The following is a 19902-nucleotide window of genomic DNA, read 5'->3' on the forward strand; positions in this document are numbered from 1 at the left end:
CAGAGTTCAAATTATCTGATATTCTGGCGATAGCTCAAGGTGGTCTGAAGTGTAATCATCCCAGTGCACTCGGATGTAGTCATCCTGACCTTTGAGGAGGAGTGAGCGCTTGATGAGCTTGCCCTCAATACGCATATTCTCGTCAATTTTAACGATTGCTAAGACTCCCCAGTTACCTGCACGCTTAACGGTGATGTAAGGTTCTTTTTTTATGGGGGTGATTGTTTTCACTTCTATTAGTACTGAAGCCTTGGTGTGATCACTTTCCGGTTTTTTCATGCGGCCATCAGAGCCTTGAGCTAGAGCGGGGTTTTGAGTGAAGCCGAAACGGTCTGCTGCATACCGCTCCCCAATTTCACCATAGATAGGTAAGTGCTGGCTGTATTCTTGATAGTAACGTTCAGCAAAGGATAGAAGCCATCCGTGTGATATCGGGGGGGTGCTTCTTGTATGGATGAGCTCTCCTTTTTTGTAACGCTCTACATCTCTAGCGAAGAAGTAATCAGGCGAGGAGTACTCAGATTCAGAATGTTCATCACTCATTACGTCTTCTAACTCTTCGGGGTCTAAACATAGCGCATCGACATGTTTCTTGAAGAAACTGTATGGAGCTAGGTAACGCTTGTGCACCTTATGGTATTGTACTGAAGCGTGTAAGAGCTCTTCGACGAGTGTTGTTTCATCGCCATCTCTGGCCATTTCCTCTCGGAGGTATTTCTCGTCCGTGATGCCTCTCTGCTTGAGTTCGTCACGCTTCTCTTGTTCATAGATATGCTGATTGATTTCACCCCAGCTAATCCATTCTCCATCGTCCCAGATGCCGTCCATCATGTTGTCTATTACCTATGTTATTTTGTGAGATCCACCATGCAGTGCTGTTTTAGCTGATGGTTGATTTGTTGTTGTAGCTTAGGGGTGATAAGTGGTTTTGGTCTCTTGAAGTAGCTGAGTAGCTCCTTCTCATTCATCACGTGGACGTCACCGCGACCTTTGCGCTCCACCATCCATCCTGGTAGAGTAAGAATTGGGCTCACAGGAATGTGCACACCAACGGCGCTGGAGAGAGATTTGCTGAGCCATTCGGCGTTACGTTTGGCTTGCCTGAGTCCGAAGTGGTCAGATCCGAATGGGAAATGGAGGGTGGTCCCGTCGTACTCAACTCGGTAGCCGTCTTTGCCCTCGGCATTCTTCTCTTTGAGCTTTCGACGTGTCTTCGTTTCTATGAGAAATACACCTTCACTCGTTAGAACGATGTGGTCGATATTCCAAGGCTTCTGCCCGGGCTCTGCAACTTGGTAATCATGGTGTACCTGAATTGTATCATGCGCGAGCGTATTGAGGATGGAGCCAACTGCTTGCTCGCCCATTAGGCCTAGCTTGTAATTTGCATACTTGGGGAGGACTCTGCAGAGTTGAATAATGGCAACGGTAGAGCCCGCTATACTGATTACGAGTGCCGTCATGATATTGATACCTATCCAATAGAGAAGGCCTGCCACAGTCCCAGAGGCTACCAGTACGGCAGAATACACGGAGAGGTCTTCGTTAAATTGGGAAAGCTTCTGCTGAAGGCTATAGCCCGGTGGACGAGGAATGGCAGTCAGGGGATAGCGGCTCAGTAATCGTCTCTTGCGGAACTGTAGCCAAAGAATGCCAAAGTACAGAGCCCACGGGATGACTGCAATGAGTACGGCATAAAAAGCACGATCAGACATGAATGGATAGCTAGCTTGTTAGGTGGGGATATGCAAGTCAGGGCTATGTGGCTTTGATTGTAGATTGTATTAAGTTGTTCGCGTGAACAGCTGTTTCATGTAGACGCCTGTGACGAGCTCTTCTAAAATAACGGTAATGAATAATACCCCAATTGTAGGATATAGAGCCATGGTGAATCGAGCTACTGGAGAGGTTATGACTACACCCACTCCTGTGTATTTAGAGGATGTCGTACGCGGAGAGGTTCACCCCTCTCAACCATTGCTCAGATATATGGATCTGTGGAAGTTTAAGGATCTTCTTGAAACAAAGAGTTTGTATTTTAGTAGGGCTGATAAGTTTGAAGATCCTTTGGAAGGGACTTTGTCTGAGAAGTCTGTGTATCGCACATCAACGTCCGACGTGTCTCAGGATTCAGTCATCTCTTATTCAGCTGACGCTTATGAGAGGGAATTAGAGTACCGAGACACCGCTAAAGCTGCGACGTTCGTCAATTGTTGGCATATTAATGAAGATGAGTCGCAAGAAATGTGGGAAGCCTACACCTCGAGTACAAGTTCTATGCTTCTAATTACTACAGCAGAAAAATTGACAGCTTCGTTGCATGAAAAAGTGATCATGTCTCCAGTAAGATATGTTGCTTCCGATGATCCACGAACAGAACTATTTGAGAGAGACCTCTTTTTCTATAAGGATGAAGCTTTTCGATTTGAACAGGAGTATAGACTATTAATTGACTTGGGTATGGAGGCTGTAGGGCGGAGGGTCAGCAGGGATGGTCCTGAAGATTTTGGACGGAGAGTCATCGTCGATATAGAGAGACTGGTGTATGGGATTAAAGCTCACCCTATGGCTACAAATGAGGACGTTATCGAGCTAAACAAACTGATTCGAGAGCACCTACCCCATGTGATAGAATGTCATAGATAGGGGTGGAGTAATGTTTTTCTCTCTAGCCTGTTGTCATAGCTAAAAAAACGCGCACATGGTAAGTGTGGGCGTTTTGATAGACTCTGCTAGACCGTCCACTATGGGATCAATCAGCAGAGCGCATACTTAGCGTCGAAGAGACCTTGAAGGGCTTCTCCGCGCTGGACTTGTAGTGCTGGGTTGAGCTTCTTCGTGGCTTCGGTGAAGGCATTGAAGAGACTCCATGCGTTACGCCGCTTAAAGCAATCGTGTGATGGCTTCCTCCACTGCTCGACTACTTCAGGGATCTGGCTATTGGTGAGCGCCTTGGCATCTACTGCTCTGACGATCATGTCATGAGCCATGACGTCTGTGACGCGGGCGTTCTTGTACCTATCGATCCGTTCATCGAGTCGCTGAAGTCTGTTGCTTAGCTTCCCTATAGCTCGGTTCGTGAGGTGGCGTAGGTCGCGAGCTGCGAAGCGTGTGTGCTTGCGCTGGATCTTAACCATGCCTGAGAATGCCAAATTATCGCAGACGAAGACCCTTGTGCCTGCGACGAGGCCAGCAGGGTAGGTTTTGTCGTGCGAGTTCCTGATGCCAATGATCCAGCTGTAGTCATCGTGATCGAGACCATGTTTGCAGACTTCGATGATACCGAAGTAGCGATCACCTTCGTGACTAAGTGCATGGGTCTCGGATTTGATCTCAAGGCCACTGTCCCAGAGTTGGCTTTCTACTTCTTCTAGCAAGTGGCGGTGTGGCATAGGGAACCACGTAGCTGTAGAGTCGGGACTAGGAGTACGGTACACCTCACGGCGTTCCACGGTGTTCGCTCCGCAATGGAGCAAGAGGTTGTTGTTTCGAGGTGCAGGAACAGCCTCTACGTCGAGTGTATTGATCATAATTTTAGTAATGGGTTGAACGCGAAGAACCGCAGCTCCGGGATGGAACAGCGGCTCTTCGTTCGTCGTGTTAGTAGTATTGGTTAGAAAAGGACGTCACATCGGTGTGAGTCCTTGATGGAGGTCTCAGCGTTTACTCTTCTTACCTTTGGTGAAATAGTAAGTGAGCGTTACGCCGAGACTCATGGCTGCGAGTACTGACCAGAGGTCGTTGAGTAGCCATAGTGTGAGCCCAGCGGAGACGATGCACGCGAGAACGTGGATGTAGAGTAGGAGGTTCTTAATCATTTTTATCTCCTTCCTGATACATCAGTGCCGTAATGCAGATGGCGATTGTCGATCCAAGTAGGGCGAGGCCGAGAAACTTTACGCCTTCACCTACTGGTTTGTAGTCGGCTGCTTCTATGACCACGGTCTGCTCTGGCTTCTTCGGCTTCCTCTCTGAATCACAGCTGGGAAGCATCAGAGTAATCGCAAGGCTCAATATGATGAGTAATGACTTCATGCCACTGCTCCTTTCCATTGCTTACATTGCTCGAAGAACTCACAGCTGCCGCACATAAAGTTCGGGCTGGGTGTCCAGTCTTCATCGATAACGGAGTCAACATAGCGGTGAAGCGTATCGTTGAGCTCCGTGATCTTCCTATCAGTCACGGGCTTTAATTTCTGGACGAGAACCTTTGGCTGCTTCGTCTTGATGAGGTGGTGAAGCTCCATGCCACTTTCTTCCTTCCCAGTAGCTTCGCGGTACAGCAAAGCGTAGAGAGAAAGCTGAGTGCTATGCGTGAAGGCAGCAGTCTCCTCGTTAGGTGTCTTCGCGGCTGTCTTGAAGTCGACAATGCGACCACCTTCACGGACGAGATCAACGATCCCTAGCAATGGCGGTAGGTCATCGAGTTCAGCTTCGATCCGAACCTCGACTCCCTCGAGCGCTTCCTCTTGGGGAATGCTATTGGAGTCGAGATAGGTTTCTTGGACCTTCCACGAATGCTGGCATTGATCGATCTCATCCTGTTCCGTCTTCCACGTCACAGGATTGTCTTTAAGCTCACTATCCCAGTGGGCATAGAAGCGCTTCTGTAGCTCTTCTCTGGCAAGTGGCTTCGCAGCCCAGCGGCCATGGTTCCAGTCCTGCAGTGCATTATGCACGGACTTACCGACATGAAGTGCCGGGGATGTGCATGTGGGCAACTTCAGGACATAGCGGAAGTAGAACTTCCTACGACAGCCCATCCAGCAGTTGAGGCGCGAGGCCGAGATGTACTCCAATGGACCATCTTGTCCACGGAGTATGTAGGTCGGCTCGGCTTCCTTGGCTTTCATCTTCGGAATACAGATCATGAGCGTAGTCCTGATTCGAAGGTGAAAATGTCTGGCTGATTAATCATGAGATCGATCAATCCAGATGCCTCTAATTTGTTCAGAGCACCGGGGGCCTTATTGAAGCGATGTTGAGCTACAGACTCTACAGCGCTCAGCGTGAACTTTGACTCAGTGATGAGCTTATCGATCAGTTTCCGTTGCTTCTCTGAGCACTTCCATGCCTGAGGTTTTGGGGCAGATTGCTGATAGTTGGTCGCTCGTGGTTGTGTCTGCCTCTGGGGCGGTGGAGTGCTGCTGACTGTTGGAGCAGCTGGCTCCATGCCGTAGTCACCGGGTGGAACGAAGCCAGGGTCTTGGATCTGGGTATCCACGTTCTGCTGAAGTGTTTGATAAAGGCGATGAATCTCAGCGGGGATATCATCGGCTGAACTAAGCTCGACTTCAATAGCAGCCGAGAAGCTGTGACTCGAATAACCGGGTAGACCGAGGGTCTTGCGGTAGTCGGATTTAAGGGTAATGGCCATAACGTATATGTATTAGTGGTTGAACGCAAAACACCGCAGCCACGGGTGAGGTGGACTGCGGTGTCTTACGCATGCGCTGAAGTGGGGGGAACCTCAGCAAGTTTTGGACGGCATGTAGGTATCCGTCTCTATCACTTATTTATAACACTGAGAGACCCGGAATTGCGATAATGCTGTGTGAACTATCAAAGGTCTCAGGTTCATATACGATAGTACTAATTTTTGGAGGGGTTACATATGTGCGCGAACGTATGCGAACGATAAAGATAATCTACGAGCGGTGTATTAGTATGTGTATTAATGGCGGGATTCTTAAAATTGAAAAAGCTCGCAAGTCGTTGACTGTGCGAGCTTTATTCAGATGGCGGATCGGGTGGGATTCGAACCCACGGTGACGTTCCCGCCACACACGCTTTCCAGGCGAGCCCATTCGACCACTCTGGCACCGATCCTGATATCCTGTGGTCACCCCTTGCGAGGTGGGCGGACGCTACTGGGAGATTTGGTTGGTGGCAATTCTTTTTTTGCAAAAATGTCTATTGGCTTTTGACGGTGTGAGGATGGGGGGGTAGATGTTTGCATGGCTGGTATTTCTGAATCAATTCTTCTACTTGATAATGGCTCATTGAGGGCTGCCGCGACCTTGCAGTTGAGGGAGCTGGCAGTGGGGCTTTCTCGGTGTATTGGGAAGGAGGTGCATGCAGTTTCTTTATTGCATTCGAGCAAGGTGAATCCTGAGGAGCTAGGTGGAGTGAAGGCGCAGACTTTTGTGCCATTTTTGAGAGCTCAGCGGGAGTTGGGAGTGAATCGATACAAAGTGGTTCCTTTGTTCTTTGGTCCTAGTGGCGCGCTGGTGGATTATTTGCCGAAGCGGGTTGAGGATTTGCGGAATGAAGGATGGGCCGAATTGGAGGTGGAGATTGCGGCGACTTTAGTGCGCGAGGGTGATTTTCGGGTAGCTGAGATAGTGGCTAAGCTCGTGCGTGATACGATTGATGAGTTGGGTTGGGAGAAACCGGCGGTTGCGATGTGTGACCACGGTACGCCAGCGAAGGCGGTGAATGAGGTGCGTGAGCTGGTGGCGAGTCAGCTTAATGAGATTTTAAAAAATGAGATCAGTTGTGTGCGAGCTTGCTCGATGGAGCGCCGGGAGGGCGCTGAGTACGATTTTAATGAGCCGCTCTTAGAGAATCTACTCGGGCAAGCCGGTTTTTCTGAGCGGGTTATCGTGTCGATGCTGTTTGCTGGGCCAGGAAGGCATGCGGGTGCGAATGGGGATGTGGCGGGGATTTGTGCTGAGGCGCAGAAAGAGAATCCTGCTCTGGAAACTGCGATGACGGCACTGGTGGGGAGTGAAGCTGGTGCCTTGGTCGAGGTGTTGGCAGATCGTTTCAGAGGGGAGTAAATAGCTGGATACAAAAAAGCCGCATCGTGTGAGGATGCGGCTATCTTTTTATCAGCTGGAGCGGGTAGAGGGAATCGAACCCTCCTAATCAGCTTGGAAGGCTGGAGCATTACCACTATGCTATACCCGCTTTTTGCTGTTGGAGATCAACGTTGCCGCTGATGTGGGGGGAGTATTAGAAGAGAGCTAGGAATTGCTCAAGCCTAAACTTGCATAAATTTCACGTGTGGCTTTGGATTTATTCAAGGTGTAGAAATGGATTCCCGCGACATTGTTTGAAAGTAGTTCACTGCATTGTTGCGCAGCATAATGAATACCAATGCGTTCTACAGCTGCTTCGTCGCCATTGGCGCGTTCGAGTGCGTGGAGGAGTTTAGCTGGGTAGCGTGCACCTTCCGCGAGCTCGGCCATGCGGCGCATTCCTTTGAGGGAGGTGACTGGCATGATTCCGGCAATGATAGGAATGTGAATTCCAGCAATGGCGCAGCGTTCGCGATAGTCGAAAAAGTCGTGGTTGTCGAAGAAGAGTTGAGTGACGATGTAGTCTGCTCCGGCGTCGACTTTTTCTTTGAGGTATTCCATTTCGAGCACTCGGTTGGGAGTGGTTGGGTGGCCTTCTGGGAAGCCTGCGACACCGATGCCGAAACCACGTGGGTCGGGGTGGCGGCCGGATGCGTTAAATTTTTTGATGAAGCGGACTAGGTCTGCGGCGAATTTGAAATCGTCGTTGCTGCGATCGTAGTTTGGGTTATCTCGTGGGGGATCACCGCGGAGGGCGAGGATGTTGGAAACTCCAGCTTCTGCGTAGCGAGTGAGGATGGCGTCGATTTCTTCTTCGGTGTGGCCGATGCAGGTGAGATGGGGAACTGGCGAAATGCCGGTTGATTCCTTAATTCTAACAACGAGGTCGTGGGTGAGATCGCGCGTAGTGCCTCCAGCTCCGTAGGTGACGGAGACGAAAGATGGATTGTAGGGCTCGAGCTCAGCGATGACTTCATAAAGCGCGTCGAAGGATTCCTGAGTTCTTGGTGGGAAGAATTCGAAGGAGAGAGACGGGCCGTCTTGGGCTAGAATATCGGAAATGTGCATGGGCGGGGCAGTTGTGAAACATTTGGCAGGGGAAGCAAAGCAAAAAGGTCGGAAGCTGAATGGTGAGGAGAGGGATGAGGGTGGGTCATGTTTGAGATGAAAAAAAATGAGGAGGTGGTTGGTTTGAGAGGTATGCCAACTGCTTTACATTTAATTATGAAGGCTTTGGAAAGTGTGCATGGTTGTCGGGTATGCTCTGGAAGATGTGTCTTCGTTTGACGAATGGTTAAGAAGATGAAAAAGGTAGCGCTCCAAGAAACGATGAAGAAGGGGAGGGGATTCCTGGATTTGCAGAGTTATCGGGGGATTCAGTTTTCCGGAGTACTCTTTGTGGTGCTTATGACGGGGATGTTAGTGGCGAATATGGTCATTTCAAATTCGCTAAAAGATGATTCGGCTGGGATCAATCTGGCTGGGAGGCAGCGCATGTTGTCACAGCAGATGACTAAATCTGTGGCGGCTGTGCAGTCGTCGTTGATGGCTGGAGACATAGAAGATGCTAAGGGGTTTCAAGAGGAGCTGAGCTTATCGTCAGGCTTATTCAATGACACTCTATTGGCATTTCGAAATGGTGGGAGTACTACAGGGGCTGATGGCGGTTTGGTATATTTAGAGAAGATCGAGGATGTGCATTTGTTAGGGGCGGTAGAAGAAGCAAGTCGCCTATGGGATGAGGTTTCTGGAGCTGTGTTTAAGGTTGCTAATAATGATTTGGGAACACTGGACGTAGAAGCTGTGGAAGCGGCTAGAAATCAGATGTCAGAGACAAATCTCAGCTTGTTAGAGTTGATGAATCAGCTGACGGTTGGTTTAGAGAATAAGGCTGAGTCGAAGTCTGATATCTTGCAGTGGGTGATGGCGGGTGCATTGTTGTTGGTGGTAGGAAATTTTGCGTATGTGATCTTGTATTCCGTAGGTTTACTGAAGAAGCGCGACCGGAAGCTAAAGCTATTTTCAGATGATTTGGTGGCAAAGAATGCGGAGTTGGTTGGAACAAATGAGGAGTTAGAAGCAGCAAAGGAGGAAATCTTTGAAACGAATAAGATGCTTGAAGGAACTTTGGAGTCGTTGAGGCGCTCGAGTGATGAGGCGCAACAACGTGCTTCTGAGCAAGAGAAGCTTACTGTGGACTTGAATCGCCTAAAGGAGGAGTCTGACACGATCTTTAACACGGTGGATCACGGCTTGTGTCTGATAGACCCAGAATTTAAGATTGGACGTCGAATTTCGGCGGCGACATACTCTATTTTTGAGACTAAACGCCTCTCAGGGATTTCATTTTTGGAATTGATGCAGCCCTTAATTTCAGAGCGAGACCTCATGACGCTTGAGCGTTTTTTGAAGTTACATTTCCAGACAAAAACGAGCACTAGGCAGCTGAAAAAGTACAACCCGCTTAAGAAGATCGAAATCACCTTGAAGTGGGACGAGGATGGGTTTGTTAGTAAGCACCTGAGTTTTGAGTTTGAACGTATTTTCGAAGGAAATTCGATCATCGCGGTGTTGATCACTATTACGGATGTGACGGAGACTACTGCTTTGGAGAATGAACTGAAACGGGCAAGTGCGGATCAGGAGCGTAAAACGGATTTATTACTAGAAGTGGTGCAGTGTGATTCGAAGGAGTTTGAGCAGTATCTGAGTGAGACCGAGCATGTGGTAGAAGAGATAAATGGCTTGTTGCGTAGTCGCGATGCTGATTTTGAAGGGGATGGTGTTCCTGTTGCAGAATTGGTGGAGAAGGCTTTTAAGTTGGTCTATAAGATCAGGGGGGGGGCTGTGCTGTTAGGCCTTGAGAGCATAGTGGAAGTAGCCTTGGAAATGGAAGCTACGCTTACACATTTGCGGAATCGGTCAGAGGTACGTGGAGATGAGTTTTTAGGTGCGCTAGTGCAGCTGACGGCTTTGCGTGATCGTCTGAGTGATTACCGGGAGTTGACTCAAAGTGTGCTCAAAGAGCATGCGACTGGGAGGGCGCTCGAAGCGAGTAAGTCAGCGTCCGTGGGCTTGGCTGAAGAGCTCAGTCGATTTGCTGGTAAATTGGCGAGTGATTTGGGCAAGGAAGTGTATGTACGATCACGTTTAGAGATGGATGCGATGTCTAGTAAGGCGTTTCGAGCGCTAAAGGACGTGATGATCCAAGTTGTTTGCAATTCTCTGGTGCATGGGATTGAGCCACCTCGTGAGCGAAGTGAGAGAGGAAAACTTGCGGAGGGGAGCATAGTGCTGCACTGTATTAAAAGCGAAAGTGTTGAAAATGTGCTGGGTTGCCCGTGCTATGCATTGACATTTAGGGATGACGGCGCCGGAATGGATATTGAGGCGATTAAGGATAAAGCGCTGTCACATGGGATTATCGGTGTGCATGAAGCTGAGAAAATGACTAAGGCAGAGATTGCGAGTTTGGTGTTTAAGCCGAATTTTTCAATGCAATGGGGGGCGAGTGAGTATGCTGGGCATGGTGCTGGCATGGGAATAGTTAGAGATGTGGTGATTTCTCAGTTTGGAGGGAAAGTAAGTATTAGTTACGTCGCTGGAAAATATTTACAAATTCACTGCCTTATCCCAGCAGCGAACTTGGAGAATGTGGATGGGAGTGGAATGGATGACTACTACGCTGCTGAGGCGTGCGCCCATGCTCTGAGTGGAGAAAACGAAGGAGGGAGTGGGCATGGCAGTTAGGGAAATGCGAGTAAGACGAGGGGTGGACGAGGATACAGTACGTTTCTTCGTGTGGTCAGTGTGGAGCTTTTTCCAATCGAGTACCAAGCAAGAGCCAGAGGTGGGGACTCCTTATCTTTTTGAGACATTTGAGCACGATGATTACACTGGGATTATTGCTATGTTAGGCGCGCGCAAGGGTACTGTGCATTTTACGATGTCGCGGGAGATGGTGGATGCCATTTTACAACGTCAAGGTGCAGCGCAGTCTGACAGAATAGAGGATGATGAACAGCTAGAGGAAAGACGAAAGGATTACATGCGAGTGATGACGAAAATCGTGGCAAGCAATGTGAGGAACTATCTGTGTGAGCCATTTCTCGTTTCGGTGCCAGTGGTGGCAACAGTGAAAGGGGAAAAACTACGAAGACCGAAGGCTAGCCACGGGATTATATTTCCTGTGAATTGGGCTGGCTACCGGAGTCATCTGGTTCTCAGTTTGGGTGGAGATTTAGTTGAAAATGGAGGTGGAAAGTGAATGAGTACGCGATGAAATTACTGGAAAGGATTATTTTGCCAATTGCTTTGAGGCGTTATCGGTTTGCGTCGGCTGAGCTCAGAGACGAGTTGCGTCTGCCAGCGGAACTTTGGAGCTTGTTAGACGAGATGCGAGGCTCGGGTATGAATATTCGAGAGGTCGCGGAGTTTTTGCGGGTGGATGAAGCTGTGGCTACAGAATTGTTAGCAGAACTGATAGAGCATGGTGCGGTGGTGGAAGAGGTCGAAGATATTTCTTATATTGAATGGAAAGAGAGGATGAAGGGAGGCTTGACACTCTACGAGAGTAAGTCTTTAGCGGTTAGTGATCAGGGTGGCGAGAGGGAGGAACTTGTGTGCTTTGAGGTGGAATAGTAGGGGGGATGGAATGGGCGTGAGAGTGAGTTTGCTATGGTAGACAGGGAGGAGAGAGATTGTCACAATAAATTAGATCGCGAAATCGAGGAAAGGATTCGACAAGTGTGAGAGTATGCACGAATATACTCCCTCAAACTTGCATACTGGAGAAAATGCGAGATTCCCCATGCTATTATGAAAATAAAGAGATCGATCAGAAATGCGGTATTGAGTGGTGTGGCTGCTCTAACCACTGTGGTTCCTGCGACAGCTGCCGAGACAGACTTTAATGAGGTCGGAAAGCAGATGTCGATTATGCTGCAGAACCGGCATTATGATCGATTACCTTTCGATGCAAAGTTGAGTGAGCGCATCTTTACGATGTACCTCAATGAGCTCGATTACGGTAAGATGTACTTCACTCAAGAGGATATCCAAAAGATTGAGAAAGAGTACGGCGATAAGTTGACGGACATGCTGCTGCACAAGGAAAGCATGGAGCCGGCCCAAGAAATTTATCAATTGTATCGCAAGCGCGTGGACCAACGCATCGAACATGCGAAAGATTTACTCAAGAACCACGAGTTTGATTTCACTGAAGATAAGGTCATCAAACGCACGCGTCGCGATGTAAAAGAGCCAACGCTGACTGGCTGGCCGGAAAATGAGGCGGACGCGGAGAAACTTTGGTTAGGGATGGTTGGGGATGCCGTTCTTTCTGAAACCTTGCGTCGTGAAGTGATCGACGAACGTGCAAAAGAGCAAGGAAAGAAGAACCCATTGCTCGATGAGAAGCCAATTCCAGAGAAATTGACGCTGCGTTACGAGCGTGTGAAGCGCGCGGTAGATGATGTCGATAATGAAGATATTGCGAACTATTTCCTTTCAGCAGTGGCAAAGTCCTATGGGCCACACACTGATTATTTTAGTGCCCGTGAAATGGAGCGTTTTATGTCAGGCATGAGCAATGAGTTTGTAGGGATTGGCGCCCTACTTCAGGCTGAAGAAGATGGAGCGACTAAGATCATGGGGATTGTCAAAAGTGGCCCAGCGGAGAATCAAGGAGAGCTTCAGCTGAATGATCGTATCGTAGGAGTAGACAGCAATAACACTGGGGATGTCGTCGATATTATGTTCATGAAAATCGACAAGGTAGTGGACATGATTCGCGGTGAGAAGGGCACGAGTGTTCGTCTTAAAGTGGAGCCCGCTGATGGTGGCGAGCCAAAGTTCATCGTGATTAATCGCGGGACCGTGGAAATGGGTGAATCTTTCGCTCAAGGGGAGATCATTGAAAAGAAAAATGAAGAAGGAGAAATTAGCCGAATCGGAGTGATTACTTTGCCGTCATTTTACGCTAATTTCGATACTGGTGAGACGCGTTGTTCGGTGGATGTAGAAAAAATTCTTCGCCGATTTAATAAAGAAAAAGTGGAAGGCTTAGTTCTCGATCTTCGCGGAAACGGTGGTGGCTCACTAGAAGAAGTGCGTCGGATGACCGGTTTTTTCACTGGCAAGGGGCCGGTGGTGCAGGTGAAAGATTATTTAGGCCGCATCGATTTAAAAAATTCCTATGAGCGAGCCATTTTCCACAAGCCCATGGTGGTGCTCATCGACAAGTCTTCGGCATCGGCCAGTGAGATTCTTGCAGGTGCTTTGCAGGACTACAATCGCGCAGTTGTCATCGGTACCAGTTCGACTTTTGGTAAAGGAACTGTGCAGCAGCCAATGGATATTTCACGCTTGATGCCGTTTTTTGCAAATCGCGAACGAGCAGGTTATCTCAAGCCAACCATTCAAAAGTTCTATCGTGTTTCTGGGATGTCGACTCAGAAGAAGGGGGTTGAGGCTGACATCGTCTTACCAAACATGATGGACGCTATCGAAGTGGGTGAAGAATACCTCTATTATGCCTTAGCGTATGATAAAATTAATCGTGCTGCGGGCTATACACCGAAGTCGCGAGAGAATCTTTTTATAGCTCAACTTAAAGGTAAAAGTTTAGAACGTGTAAAGAATTCAAAGGACTTCGTGTATCTCGCAGATGATGTGGAGAGAACAAAAGAGCGCATCGAAAAGAACGAGCTTTCTCTCAACATTGATGTTCGTAAGCAAGAGCTCGCTGAGGTGGAAAACCGCACGAAGGAGCGTAATAAGGAACGCATTAAGCGCTTCGCGGAAATGCAGAAGCAAGACCAAGAGAACTATGTCTTTTACAAGGCCCATCTCGATGATTTGGACGAAGAGGAACTGCCAGTTTTCGACCCTAGCTCAGATGAGGACGATTACATGAGTCGTGCGAAGGATGAAATTGAAGAGCTCGATATCACTCCTGAATGGCCATCTGGATTGGACCCAGTAAAGCGCGAGAGTCTTTTTATTCTTGATGATTTGATGCAGCTGACCGACCAAGCAAAAATGGCTGGTGTGATTAAAAGCTGATTGGCTTCGACTTACTTTTATTTACCCGCAGGATTGTAGATTCAATCATGCGGGTTCTTTTTTGTTTGATTATGGATGAGGTCAAAGCCGCTCTCAGTGATATTTTAGAAAGCTCGATTGGTCGGCTAGAGGAATTAGCTGGTGATGGCTTTGCCGCTAAAGTTCAGGTCGTATGGAATAAGCGTATGCGGTCAACCGCTGGAAGAGCATTTTGGCCAGAGTGCCGAGTGGAGTTGAATCCTAAATTGGTGGGAATCAGCATAGAAGAAGTACGGCGCACGTTACTGCATGAGCTCGCGCATCTACTTGCTTATCATCGCGCTGGGGGGCGGAGAATAGCTCCTCACGGTATTGAATGGCAGCAGGCCTGTGCAGATTTAGGAATCCCAGGGGAGAGTGCTAGGCACACACTTCCGTTACCTCGCCGCGAGCAAAGGAAAAAGTGGCGCTACACCTGTCCGAGCTGTTCTGAAAGCATCGAACGGGTACGCAAGATGCAGCGACACGTCGCCTGCTATACATGTTGTAAAAAGTTCAATGGCGGTCGTTACCACAGAAGGTTTGCGCTCGTGGGCGAGAGCCTAGTTTAATTCCTTGCCAATAGTTTTAATGGAAAGCATGGGGGAACTCAGTGGAGGGGCTGCTTCGATTTCTTTTATGATCGCCATGAGGGTATGGTAGTGCTCAACCATCTTTTTATTGTGTGAAGGGTGTTCTGGCTTGGAGATTTGATATTTGGGATTGTTGTAGAGTTGTTCGGCAAATTTTTTGATCATGGGGAGCTCGGATTTGGCATTGGCGCCGTAGATCTGCAGGGCTGTGAAGCAGGGTTTCCAACGTTTAGTGAGCCCCCAACGGCCGATATCGATCAGGTCTAAACAGAGAGGGACACCTTCGGCCACGCGATTGCGTGCGAGAATTTCTAGTCCAGTGAGGCGAACTCCGTCGGAAAACATTACACCACTGGGAGCTTGCTGAACAACGGCTTGGTAAATGGCTGGAAGTAGAGGTTTGATCTGGCTGGCTGGGAGTTTAATGAGGATCGGTTTGAGTGAGCTGCGTGCTCGACCGTCCTCGTTGTGTAAGAGAGTCCGAATGACTTTTGAGAGTAGTTCAGGGTCGATAGTATCGATAGATTTCTGAACGAGACCTGAGCGGGAATCAAAGAGGGCGAGGCCGACATAGCGGCGGAGGTATTCACGATTATCACCGGGCATAGGCTCATCGGTGATCAAGCTGAGTAGTTCCGGAATGGTTTTTTGTGCTGGAGCACCGATACCTGCGAGTGCTTCGGCGGCTTGGACCCGAACCCAGTAGTCGTCTGACTTGAGTAGTTCGCTTAAATGGGGGACGCCTTTTGCTCCAGCTGTACCTAATTGTTCCCAAGCAGCGCAGGCGCCGAGGATTTCATTTATAGAAGGGCTTTGCGTGAGCTTGATGAGGGGTGTGATGAATTCCTCAGGGTTCTTCGTCTTGAGAGCCATGGCTGCACGTTCGCGTATGACTGGTGACCAAGACCCGAGGTTTTTTAACAATTCACCAATGCTGCGAGCTTGGTAGGATACTGCGCCCGTTTCGGGTGTCCAGCCTCTGCCGTCGTGGATGACTGAGGCTACTTGTTGTGGGCTTAAGGCTGGCAGGCAGCTTTTCTTATGGCCGGTGAGGTAGAGGTTTCGGTTGGGGATGGCGTAGGAAAGAATGTAGGCGCCAGTGCAGTCCCATCCAGCGAATGAATGTTCGCCGCGTACGGCTCCAGGTTTACCGAGGAATTCGAAGCTACCAGTGTGGGTGCGAGCGAGATCGAGCAGCCATGCGGATTCTTGAATCCATGCGCCGGTAGCTGACTCGTCTAGTTGAGAAATTCCGAGAAGCGCCCAGAGCATATTGAAGAAGTTCCCTGTGTGCCCAGTTTCGCGTTCTGTGCCGTAACTGGCAAGTGAGGTAATAGAGAAATACCGTGTGGCTGTCTGATCGTTGAGCAGGTTGAAAAGCACAGCTGCTCCCGAGGCTTTGCCATTATCATCGTGAGTTTTGAGAAAGGGATGGTGGTCGCCGTAGGGGATGGGGCCTTTTTCGGAGTAGAACCCGAGGAAGCTTTGGCTTTTGTTGATCGCGGTATTGATTTTAGCATCTTCAATTCCAGCTTCTTTGGCGAGCAAGAGGGAGATGGTAAGGCTGATACCCACTTGATTCATTGAGCCGTAGCCGATAGCAATTCCTGTTTCGGGAATGGCAAAGCGGTGTCCCCATGTGCCGACATGGCTCTGGCCTTCGGCGATTTGCATGCTGAGGCGCTGGATGGTGGGAAGCACTGAGTGGTCGCCAGTACGGAGATAGTATTCGCACATCAAAATGTTGACCCAACCAGAGGACCAGGAGTGGAGGTCGCGATCGGATATTTTCCACGATTTGAGGCTATCTACGACTTGTTTCACCTGTGGCATCCATTGGTCGTCCCCACTGGCCATGAGGGCTAGAGCGTTGAGGGATTTCACTACGACATGTCTTCTGCGGCCATCGGGGTTCTTGATGGTTTGAGCAATTTGAGCGCAGCCTTGATCGACTATTTTTTGAGACTTTGGGCAATGAAATGGAGCGGTGGGGCAATAGCGGCCGAGCACTGGGAGCGACAAGTCGATATTGTCTATTGTACCTTTACGCCAGACTTTGAGGGAAAGCTTGCCGTCGGTCGCTTCGGCTTCGGTGATCGCCTTGGCGAGGCTGATGCGGGCATCGTTTTCGAAATCTGCGCCATTGAGGCCGATGATGATATCATCGACTGCGAGTTGTTGGCTGGCTGGGGAGTTTTCAGCGATTTTGGTGATGAGGACTTGGCGGCTTTTTGCTGAGCCACCTTTTTCACAATAAACCCAACCATGCGCTCCGGTGGCGCCTAGGTTCCAGTCGTGTGGGCTATCAGCTGCTAGAGTGTCGCCCTTAGTAAAATCTGGAATTTTACCGGCAGCCGAGTTCGAGAACAATGGCAGGATGAGGAACAGGATGAGCAGTCGCATTCAAACTACTATTGGCAAGTTTAGATCTCGAGCAATCAAATAACTGATTGAAGGTCTGTTTGTTCCTCGTTTTTTCTCATGAAGACTGCGATGTGGCGGTCGATTGATTTGAGTGGCTGTTTGAGAATGACGCGCGAGCGTGGGTTTTGGAAGGTGTGGAGGAGTTGAGCTCCGAGCGAGCTAATGGCTTGTACTGCCTGTCTGTGTTCGCGGTCAAAGTAGGAGGTGATGATGAGTCTGCCGTTCGGTGAGAGTTGCTTTAGCGCGCTGTCGTAAATGCGGATCCAAGTCTCCGCGCCATTCCAGAAATTTTGATGACGCATCATCACGAGGTCGACTTCGTTGGGGAGAGTGCTGAGCAGTTTCAGCTTGCTGGCATCGTGCTTTACAAAGGAAATGTCAGCTTGTGAGGTCGACGGCCAACGCTTGCGGGCATCGCTGAGCTCGCGGTCCCGGATATCAATTCCCGTGAGGTGAAGGGATTGGCTGAGCGGGCTGAGGCAGCGCAGGAGTGTGCCAGTTTCGTCAGCTCTGCCGCAGGCGATGTTGAGCGCAAAAAAGCTGTCTTTGCGTTCGGTGAATGATTCTTGTAAAATGGGAGCCAACAGGGATTCTAGGATTTTTAAATCATTCTGAGTGCGCGCATTGTTGGTCGGCTTCGGCATGGAGAGAGAATAATAAACCTAGCTAATCCTGTTGAATGGTGCTTGGGAGGTGTATAGAGGTGCGAGTTAGTTTCTGATCGAGGCCCAGGGTTCTTGTTGTGAGACGTCGGTCGCTAGTTCGGCTTCTGCATTTTTGTTATTAAAAATGGCGAGAAGTTGAGCGTCTTCGTCACCGACATTGTAGGAACCGTGGATGGTGCCGGCTGGGACGTAGAGGACATCGCCTGGGCCAAGCAGACGTTTTTCTTCACCAATCCATTGCTCGATAGAGCCTTTCAGGATGTAGAGAAATTCTTCTCTGTCCTCGTGGTAGTGGAAGTCGTGGCCGAAGCCTGGTTTGATGGTGCCGCGGATGAGGATGATGTCCTTGGAGGGAGCGCCTTGATTGAGAAGGTGGTGGGAAAAGAACTCATTGAGCCCCATGTCTGCGGGTTCGGCGATGATGTCTTTGTCTTCGATGAACATGACTGTGGTATTTATTGTGCGGTGTAATCGACGACGAGCACTTTATCTAGGACCTTCTTTAGCTCGGTAACGAATTTTTGATGTTCAGGGTGAGGCGAGTAGGCATCGAGCCCTGCTTTGTTTTCAAAGGTTACGAAGAAGCAATGGGTGAAACCATCACCTCTGGTGCTGCTCACATCGTTGATGCCCCACTCGATGTCTTGGATGGTGTCGATTTTATCTTTCAGGTTAATGAAGTGCTTTTCGATCGTGGTAATTTGTTCTTTGCTGGCATCGTCTTTAAATTTCAAAAGCACGACGTGGCGATAGGGCGAGTCGGCTGCGGCCCATTGGAACATAAAGAGGCTGATGAGTAAGGTGAGTAGTTTTTTCATAGTAGGGAGAGTATTAGCACAGCATTGGTAGTTTGGCGCGCAAATCTAGTAAATATCTAGCTTAGATGCGGCGGAGAAATCTTAATTTTTATGGATTTTTGGTGGTGGAGAGGAAAAATGCTAAAAAGTTCTAAGATTCGTCTTGTAAAATCGTTGTATCTGACTAGCTTGCGCGTCCCATGGCTAGAAAAGCAGGTAAAGCGAAGACACGTAAGTCCGTAGCTAAGCGCTTCAAGGTCACTGGTACAGGCAAGATCCTTCGCCGTAAACAAGGTAAGCGCCACATTCTTCAGAAGAAGAATCGTAAGCGTAAGCGTTTCCTCGGAAAAGCTGCACTTGTTTCTGACGCAGATCTACCAAGAGTTAAGGAATCACTTCCATTTCTCTAGGTCCTGACCCAGTGAACTAGAATCGCGAGCACAGACTCGCCCTCTCGCGACTCGAGAGGAACTCCACGTAGCCAGTCTCACCTAGTGAGAATACGATCAAACGAGACTACGGGAGTAACTATAAAAACAGTTTGATCAAAACAGGAAAAGAAAATGCCAAGAGCAACAAATAGTCCGGCAAGCCGCTCCCGTCGCAAGCGCGTATTACTACGTGCGAAGGGATTCCGTGGTTTCCGTTCCAAATTATACCGCTATGCGAAGGACGCCGTCATCAAGGCGCGTCAATATGAATACCGTGACCGTAAGAAGCGTAAGGGTCAATTCCGCCGTCTCTGGATCCAGCGTATCTCCGCTGCATCTCGTGCACAGGGAATGACATATTCACGTTTCACCGAAGGTCTCAAAGCTGCTGGAATCGAAGTCGACCGTAAGATCCTTGCTGATCTTGCAGTGAACGACATCGCTTCTTTCAACCTCATCGTTGAGCAAGCTAAAGACGCTCTCGCGAAGAAGCACGCTGCTTAATGAGCTAGCGTTCGTATTCACGAAACAACTCTTATACTCAGCCACTTGGTTCGTCCGAGTGGCTGATTTTTTTTGGAGGGGATATGCAGGGGAGCTGCGCTCCTCGAGGTGTCGAATGTCGGAATGTCGAAAGTCTGGGTTTGCATCGCGTGGTCGCGATGATAGAGGAATGGGCATGATCACAAAGAAAATCAACCTCACGGCAAAAGCTGGGAAAGAAGGAGAACTTGAGAACCTTCTTAAAATGATGGTAATGGAGTCCAAGCCAGAAGCGGGCTGCGTGAGCTATGAGCTTTACCAACAGAAAGAATCGCTCGCTGACTTTTTCCTGATCGAGATTTGGGAGACAGCTGAGCAGCTCGAGGAGCACAAGGCGACTGCACACTTTGCGAAATTCAAAGAGCTCGCACCTGAACTCATTGAAGCGAAGTCTTCAGAGGAGCTGAATAGCTTCCTCTAGTTCAGATTGCTTAGGCTATTTTTAAGGTAGCTATCATATCTGGGCTCTCACATGGCGACTGCATTTCGCTGTTTTCGGTAGAGTCACTGCTGCATTCACTACAAAGGTGTTTGAGTGCGCTATGGGGGATGCGAGTAAACTG

The 19902-nt window shown here is 49.1% G+C and carries 22 protein-coding genes and 2 tRNA genes; 10 read left to right on the plus strand and 14 right to left on the minus strand.

Features of this window, described 5'->3' with window-relative positions; genetic code table 11:
- Positions 1 to 6: 6 nt before the first annotated feature.
- Together ACFPK9_RS10700 and ACFPK9_RS10705 are read right to left on the minus strand one after the other, a co-directional pair.
- On the minus strand, positions 7 to 831 hold the full coding sequence (locus tag ACFPK9_RS10700; protein ID WP_377094871.1) for a hypothetical protein: 825 nt from the start codon (positions 829 to 831) through the stop codon (positions 7 to 9).
- A gap of 17 nt (positions 832 to 848) precedes the next feature.
- Positions 849 to 1715 carry a nuclease-related domain-containing protein gene (locus tag ACFPK9_RS10705; RefSeq protein ID WP_377094872.1) on the minus strand — a complete coding sequence of 289 codons (867 nt, stop codon included), beginning with the start codon at positions 1713 to 1715 and terminating at the stop codon, positions 849 to 851.
- Between the two features lie 136 nt (positions 1716 to 1851).
- Between ACFPK9_RS10705 and ACFPK9_RS10710 the strand changes: the two genes are divergently transcribed.
- Positions 1852 to 2646, plus strand: coding sequence for a hypothetical protein (locus ACFPK9_RS10710; RefSeq protein ID WP_377094873.1), 795 nt, complete (start codon positions 1852 to 1854; stop codon positions 2644 to 2646).
- 110 nt (positions 2647 to 2756) lie between these two features.
- On the opposite strand, the gene ACFPK9_RS10715 is transcribed toward ACFPK9_RS10710, so the two are convergent.
- From ACFPK9_RS10715 to ACFPK9_RS10740, 6 genes are all read right to left on the minus strand, one after another.
- Positions 2757 to 3530 (minus strand): DUF932 domain-containing protein, encoded by a 774-nt coding sequence (locus tag ACFPK9_RS10715; protein WP_377094874.1) that lies wholly within the window; start codon positions 3528 to 3530, stop codon positions 2757 to 2759.
- Positions 3531 to 3656: 126 nt separating this feature from the next.
- Positions 3657 to 3818 (minus strand): hypothetical protein, encoded by a 162-nt coding sequence (locus ACFPK9_RS10720; protein WP_377094875.1) that lies wholly within the window; start codon positions 3816 to 3818, stop codon positions 3657 to 3659.
- Positions 3811 to 4035 carry a hypothetical protein gene (locus ACFPK9_RS10725; RefSeq protein ID WP_377094876.1) on the minus strand — a complete coding sequence of 75 codons (225 nt, stop codon included), beginning with the start codon at positions 4033 to 4035 and terminating at the stop codon, positions 3811 to 3813. The genes ACFPK9_RS10720 and ACFPK9_RS10725 overlap by 8 nt, the downstream gene beginning before the upstream one ends.
- Positions 4032 to 4871, minus strand: coding sequence for a RecB family exonuclease (locus ACFPK9_RS10730; protein WP_377094877.1), 840 nt, complete (start codon positions 4869 to 4871; stop codon positions 4032 to 4034). The genes ACFPK9_RS10725 and ACFPK9_RS10730 overlap by 4 nt, the downstream gene beginning before the upstream one ends.
- On the minus strand, positions 4868 to 5377 hold the full coding sequence (locus ACFPK9_RS10735) for a hypothetical protein (protein ID WP_377094878.1): 510 nt from the start codon (positions 5375 to 5377) through the stop codon (positions 4868 to 4870). The genes ACFPK9_RS10730 and ACFPK9_RS10735 overlap by 4 nt, the downstream gene beginning before the upstream one ends.
- 362 nt (positions 5378 to 5739) lie before the next feature.
- Positions 5740 to 5829, minus strand: a tRNA-Ser gene (locus ACFPK9_RS10740).
- Between the two features lie 128 nt (positions 5830 to 5957).
- On the opposite strand from ACFPK9_RS10740, the gene ACFPK9_RS10745 reads away from it, so the two are divergent.
- Complete coding sequence (locus ACFPK9_RS10745) at positions 5958 to 6782, plus strand: sirohydrochlorin chelatase (protein WP_377094879.1); 825 nt, start codon at positions 5958 to 5960, stop codon at positions 6780 to 6782.
- 56 nt (positions 6783 to 6838) lie between these two features.
- On the opposite strand, the gene ACFPK9_RS10750 is transcribed toward ACFPK9_RS10745, so the two are convergent.
- Both ACFPK9_RS10750 and metF read right to left on the minus strand, forming a co-directional pair.
- Positions 6839 to 6912 (minus strand) — tRNA-Gly (locus ACFPK9_RS10750).
- Between the two features lie 56 nt (positions 6913 to 6968).
- Entirely contained in the window at positions 6969 to 7871 is a 903-nt protein-coding gene (gene metF, locus ACFPK9_RS10755; protein WP_377094880.1) for a methylenetetrahydrofolate reductase [NAD(P)H], read from the minus strand.
- A gap of 234 nt (positions 7872 to 8105) precedes the next feature.
- Between metF and ACFPK9_RS10760 the strand changes: the two genes are divergently transcribed.
- The 5 genes from ACFPK9_RS10760 to ACFPK9_RS10780 all read left to right on the plus strand — a co-directional run bounded on the left by ACFPK9_RS10760 (position 8106) and on the right by ACFPK9_RS10780 (position 14458).
- Entirely contained in the window at positions 8106 to 10553 is a 2448-nt protein-coding gene (locus ACFPK9_RS10760) for a type IV pili methyl-accepting chemotaxis transducer N-terminal domain-containing protein (RefSeq protein WP_377094881.1), read from the plus strand.
- Between the two features lie 4 nt (positions 10554 to 10557).
- Positions 10558 to 11070, plus strand: a complete 513-nt coding sequence (locus ACFPK9_RS10765) for a chemotaxis protein CheX (protein WP_377094882.1) — start codon at positions 10558 to 10560, stop codon at positions 11068 to 11070.
- An 11-nt stretch (positions 11071 to 11081) separates the two neighbouring features.
- A complete protein-coding gene (locus tag ACFPK9_RS10770; protein ID WP_377094883.1) occupies positions 11082 to 11444 on the plus strand; it encodes a hypothetical protein in 363 nt (120 codons plus the stop codon).
- A gap of 177 nt (positions 11445 to 11621) precedes the next feature.
- Complete coding sequence (locus ACFPK9_RS10775; RefSeq protein ID WP_377094884.1) at positions 11622 to 13868, plus strand: carboxy terminal-processing peptidase; 2247 nt, start codon at positions 11622 to 11624, stop codon at positions 13866 to 13868.
- A 71-nt stretch (positions 13869 to 13939) separates the two neighbouring features.
- The gene (locus tag ACFPK9_RS10780; RefSeq protein WP_377094885.1) at positions 13940 to 14458 is read left to right on the plus strand and encodes a SprT-like domain-containing protein; all 519 of its coding nucleotides are present in this window, start codon (positions 13940 to 13942) and stop codon (positions 14456 to 14458) included.
- Here the strand turns inward: ACFPK9_RS10780 and ACFPK9_RS10785 are convergent.
- The 4 genes from ACFPK9_RS10785 to ACFPK9_RS10800 form a co-directional block, all read right to left on the minus strand.
- Positions 14450 to 16882 carry a DUF6288 domain-containing protein gene (locus ACFPK9_RS10785; protein WP_377094886.1) on the minus strand — a complete coding sequence of 811 codons (2433 nt, stop codon included), beginning with the start codon at positions 16880 to 16882 and terminating at the stop codon, positions 14450 to 14452. The two genes, ACFPK9_RS10780 and ACFPK9_RS10785, sit on opposite strands and share 9 nt — an antisense overlap.
- 35 nt (positions 16883 to 16917) lie before the next feature.
- Positions 16918 to 17547 carry a class I SAM-dependent methyltransferase gene (locus tag ACFPK9_RS10790; protein ID WP_377094887.1) on the minus strand — a complete coding sequence of 210 codons (630 nt, stop codon included), beginning with the start codon at positions 17545 to 17547 and terminating at the stop codon, positions 16918 to 16920.
- A gap of 66 nt (positions 17548 to 17613) precedes the next feature.
- On the minus strand, positions 17614 to 18012 hold the full coding sequence (locus ACFPK9_RS10795; protein WP_377094888.1) for a cupin domain-containing protein: 399 nt from the start codon (positions 18010 to 18012) through the stop codon (positions 17614 to 17616).
- A gap of 11 nt (positions 18013 to 18023) precedes the next feature.
- Positions 18024 to 18386 carry a Dabb family protein gene (locus ACFPK9_RS10800; protein ID WP_377094889.1) on the minus strand — a complete coding sequence of 121 codons (363 nt, stop codon included), beginning with the start codon at positions 18384 to 18386 and terminating at the stop codon, positions 18024 to 18026.
- Positions 18387 to 18565: 179 nt separating this feature from the next.
- Here ACFPK9_RS10800 and rpmI point away from each other — a divergent pair, with 179 nt between their 5' ends.
- The 3 genes from rpmI to ACFPK9_RS10815 all read left to right on the plus strand — a co-directional run bounded on the left by rpmI (position 18566) and on the right by ACFPK9_RS10815 (position 19760).
- Entirely contained in the window at positions 18566 to 18775 is a 210-nt protein-coding gene (rpmI, locus tag ACFPK9_RS10805) for a 50S ribosomal protein L35 (RefSeq protein WP_377087670.1), read from the plus strand.
- 153 nt (positions 18776 to 18928) lie between these two features.
- A complete protein-coding gene (rplT, locus tag ACFPK9_RS10810; protein WP_377094890.1) occupies positions 18929 to 19300 on the plus strand; it encodes a 50S ribosomal protein L20 in 372 nt (123 codons plus the stop codon).
- A 175-nt stretch (positions 19301 to 19475) separates the two neighbouring features.
- Positions 19476 to 19760 (plus strand): putative quinol monooxygenase, encoded by a 285-nt coding sequence (locus tag ACFPK9_RS10815; protein ID WP_377094891.1) that lies wholly within the window; start codon positions 19476 to 19478, stop codon positions 19758 to 19760.
- Positions 19761 to 19902 lie beyond the last annotated feature (142 nt).

Source organism: Rubritalea spongiae, from assembly GCF_042652385.1.
In the GTDB taxonomy this organism is placed as follows: Bacteria; Verrucomicrobiota; Verrucomicrobiia; order Verrucomicrobiales; family Akkermansiaceae; genus Rubritalea; species Rubritalea spongiae.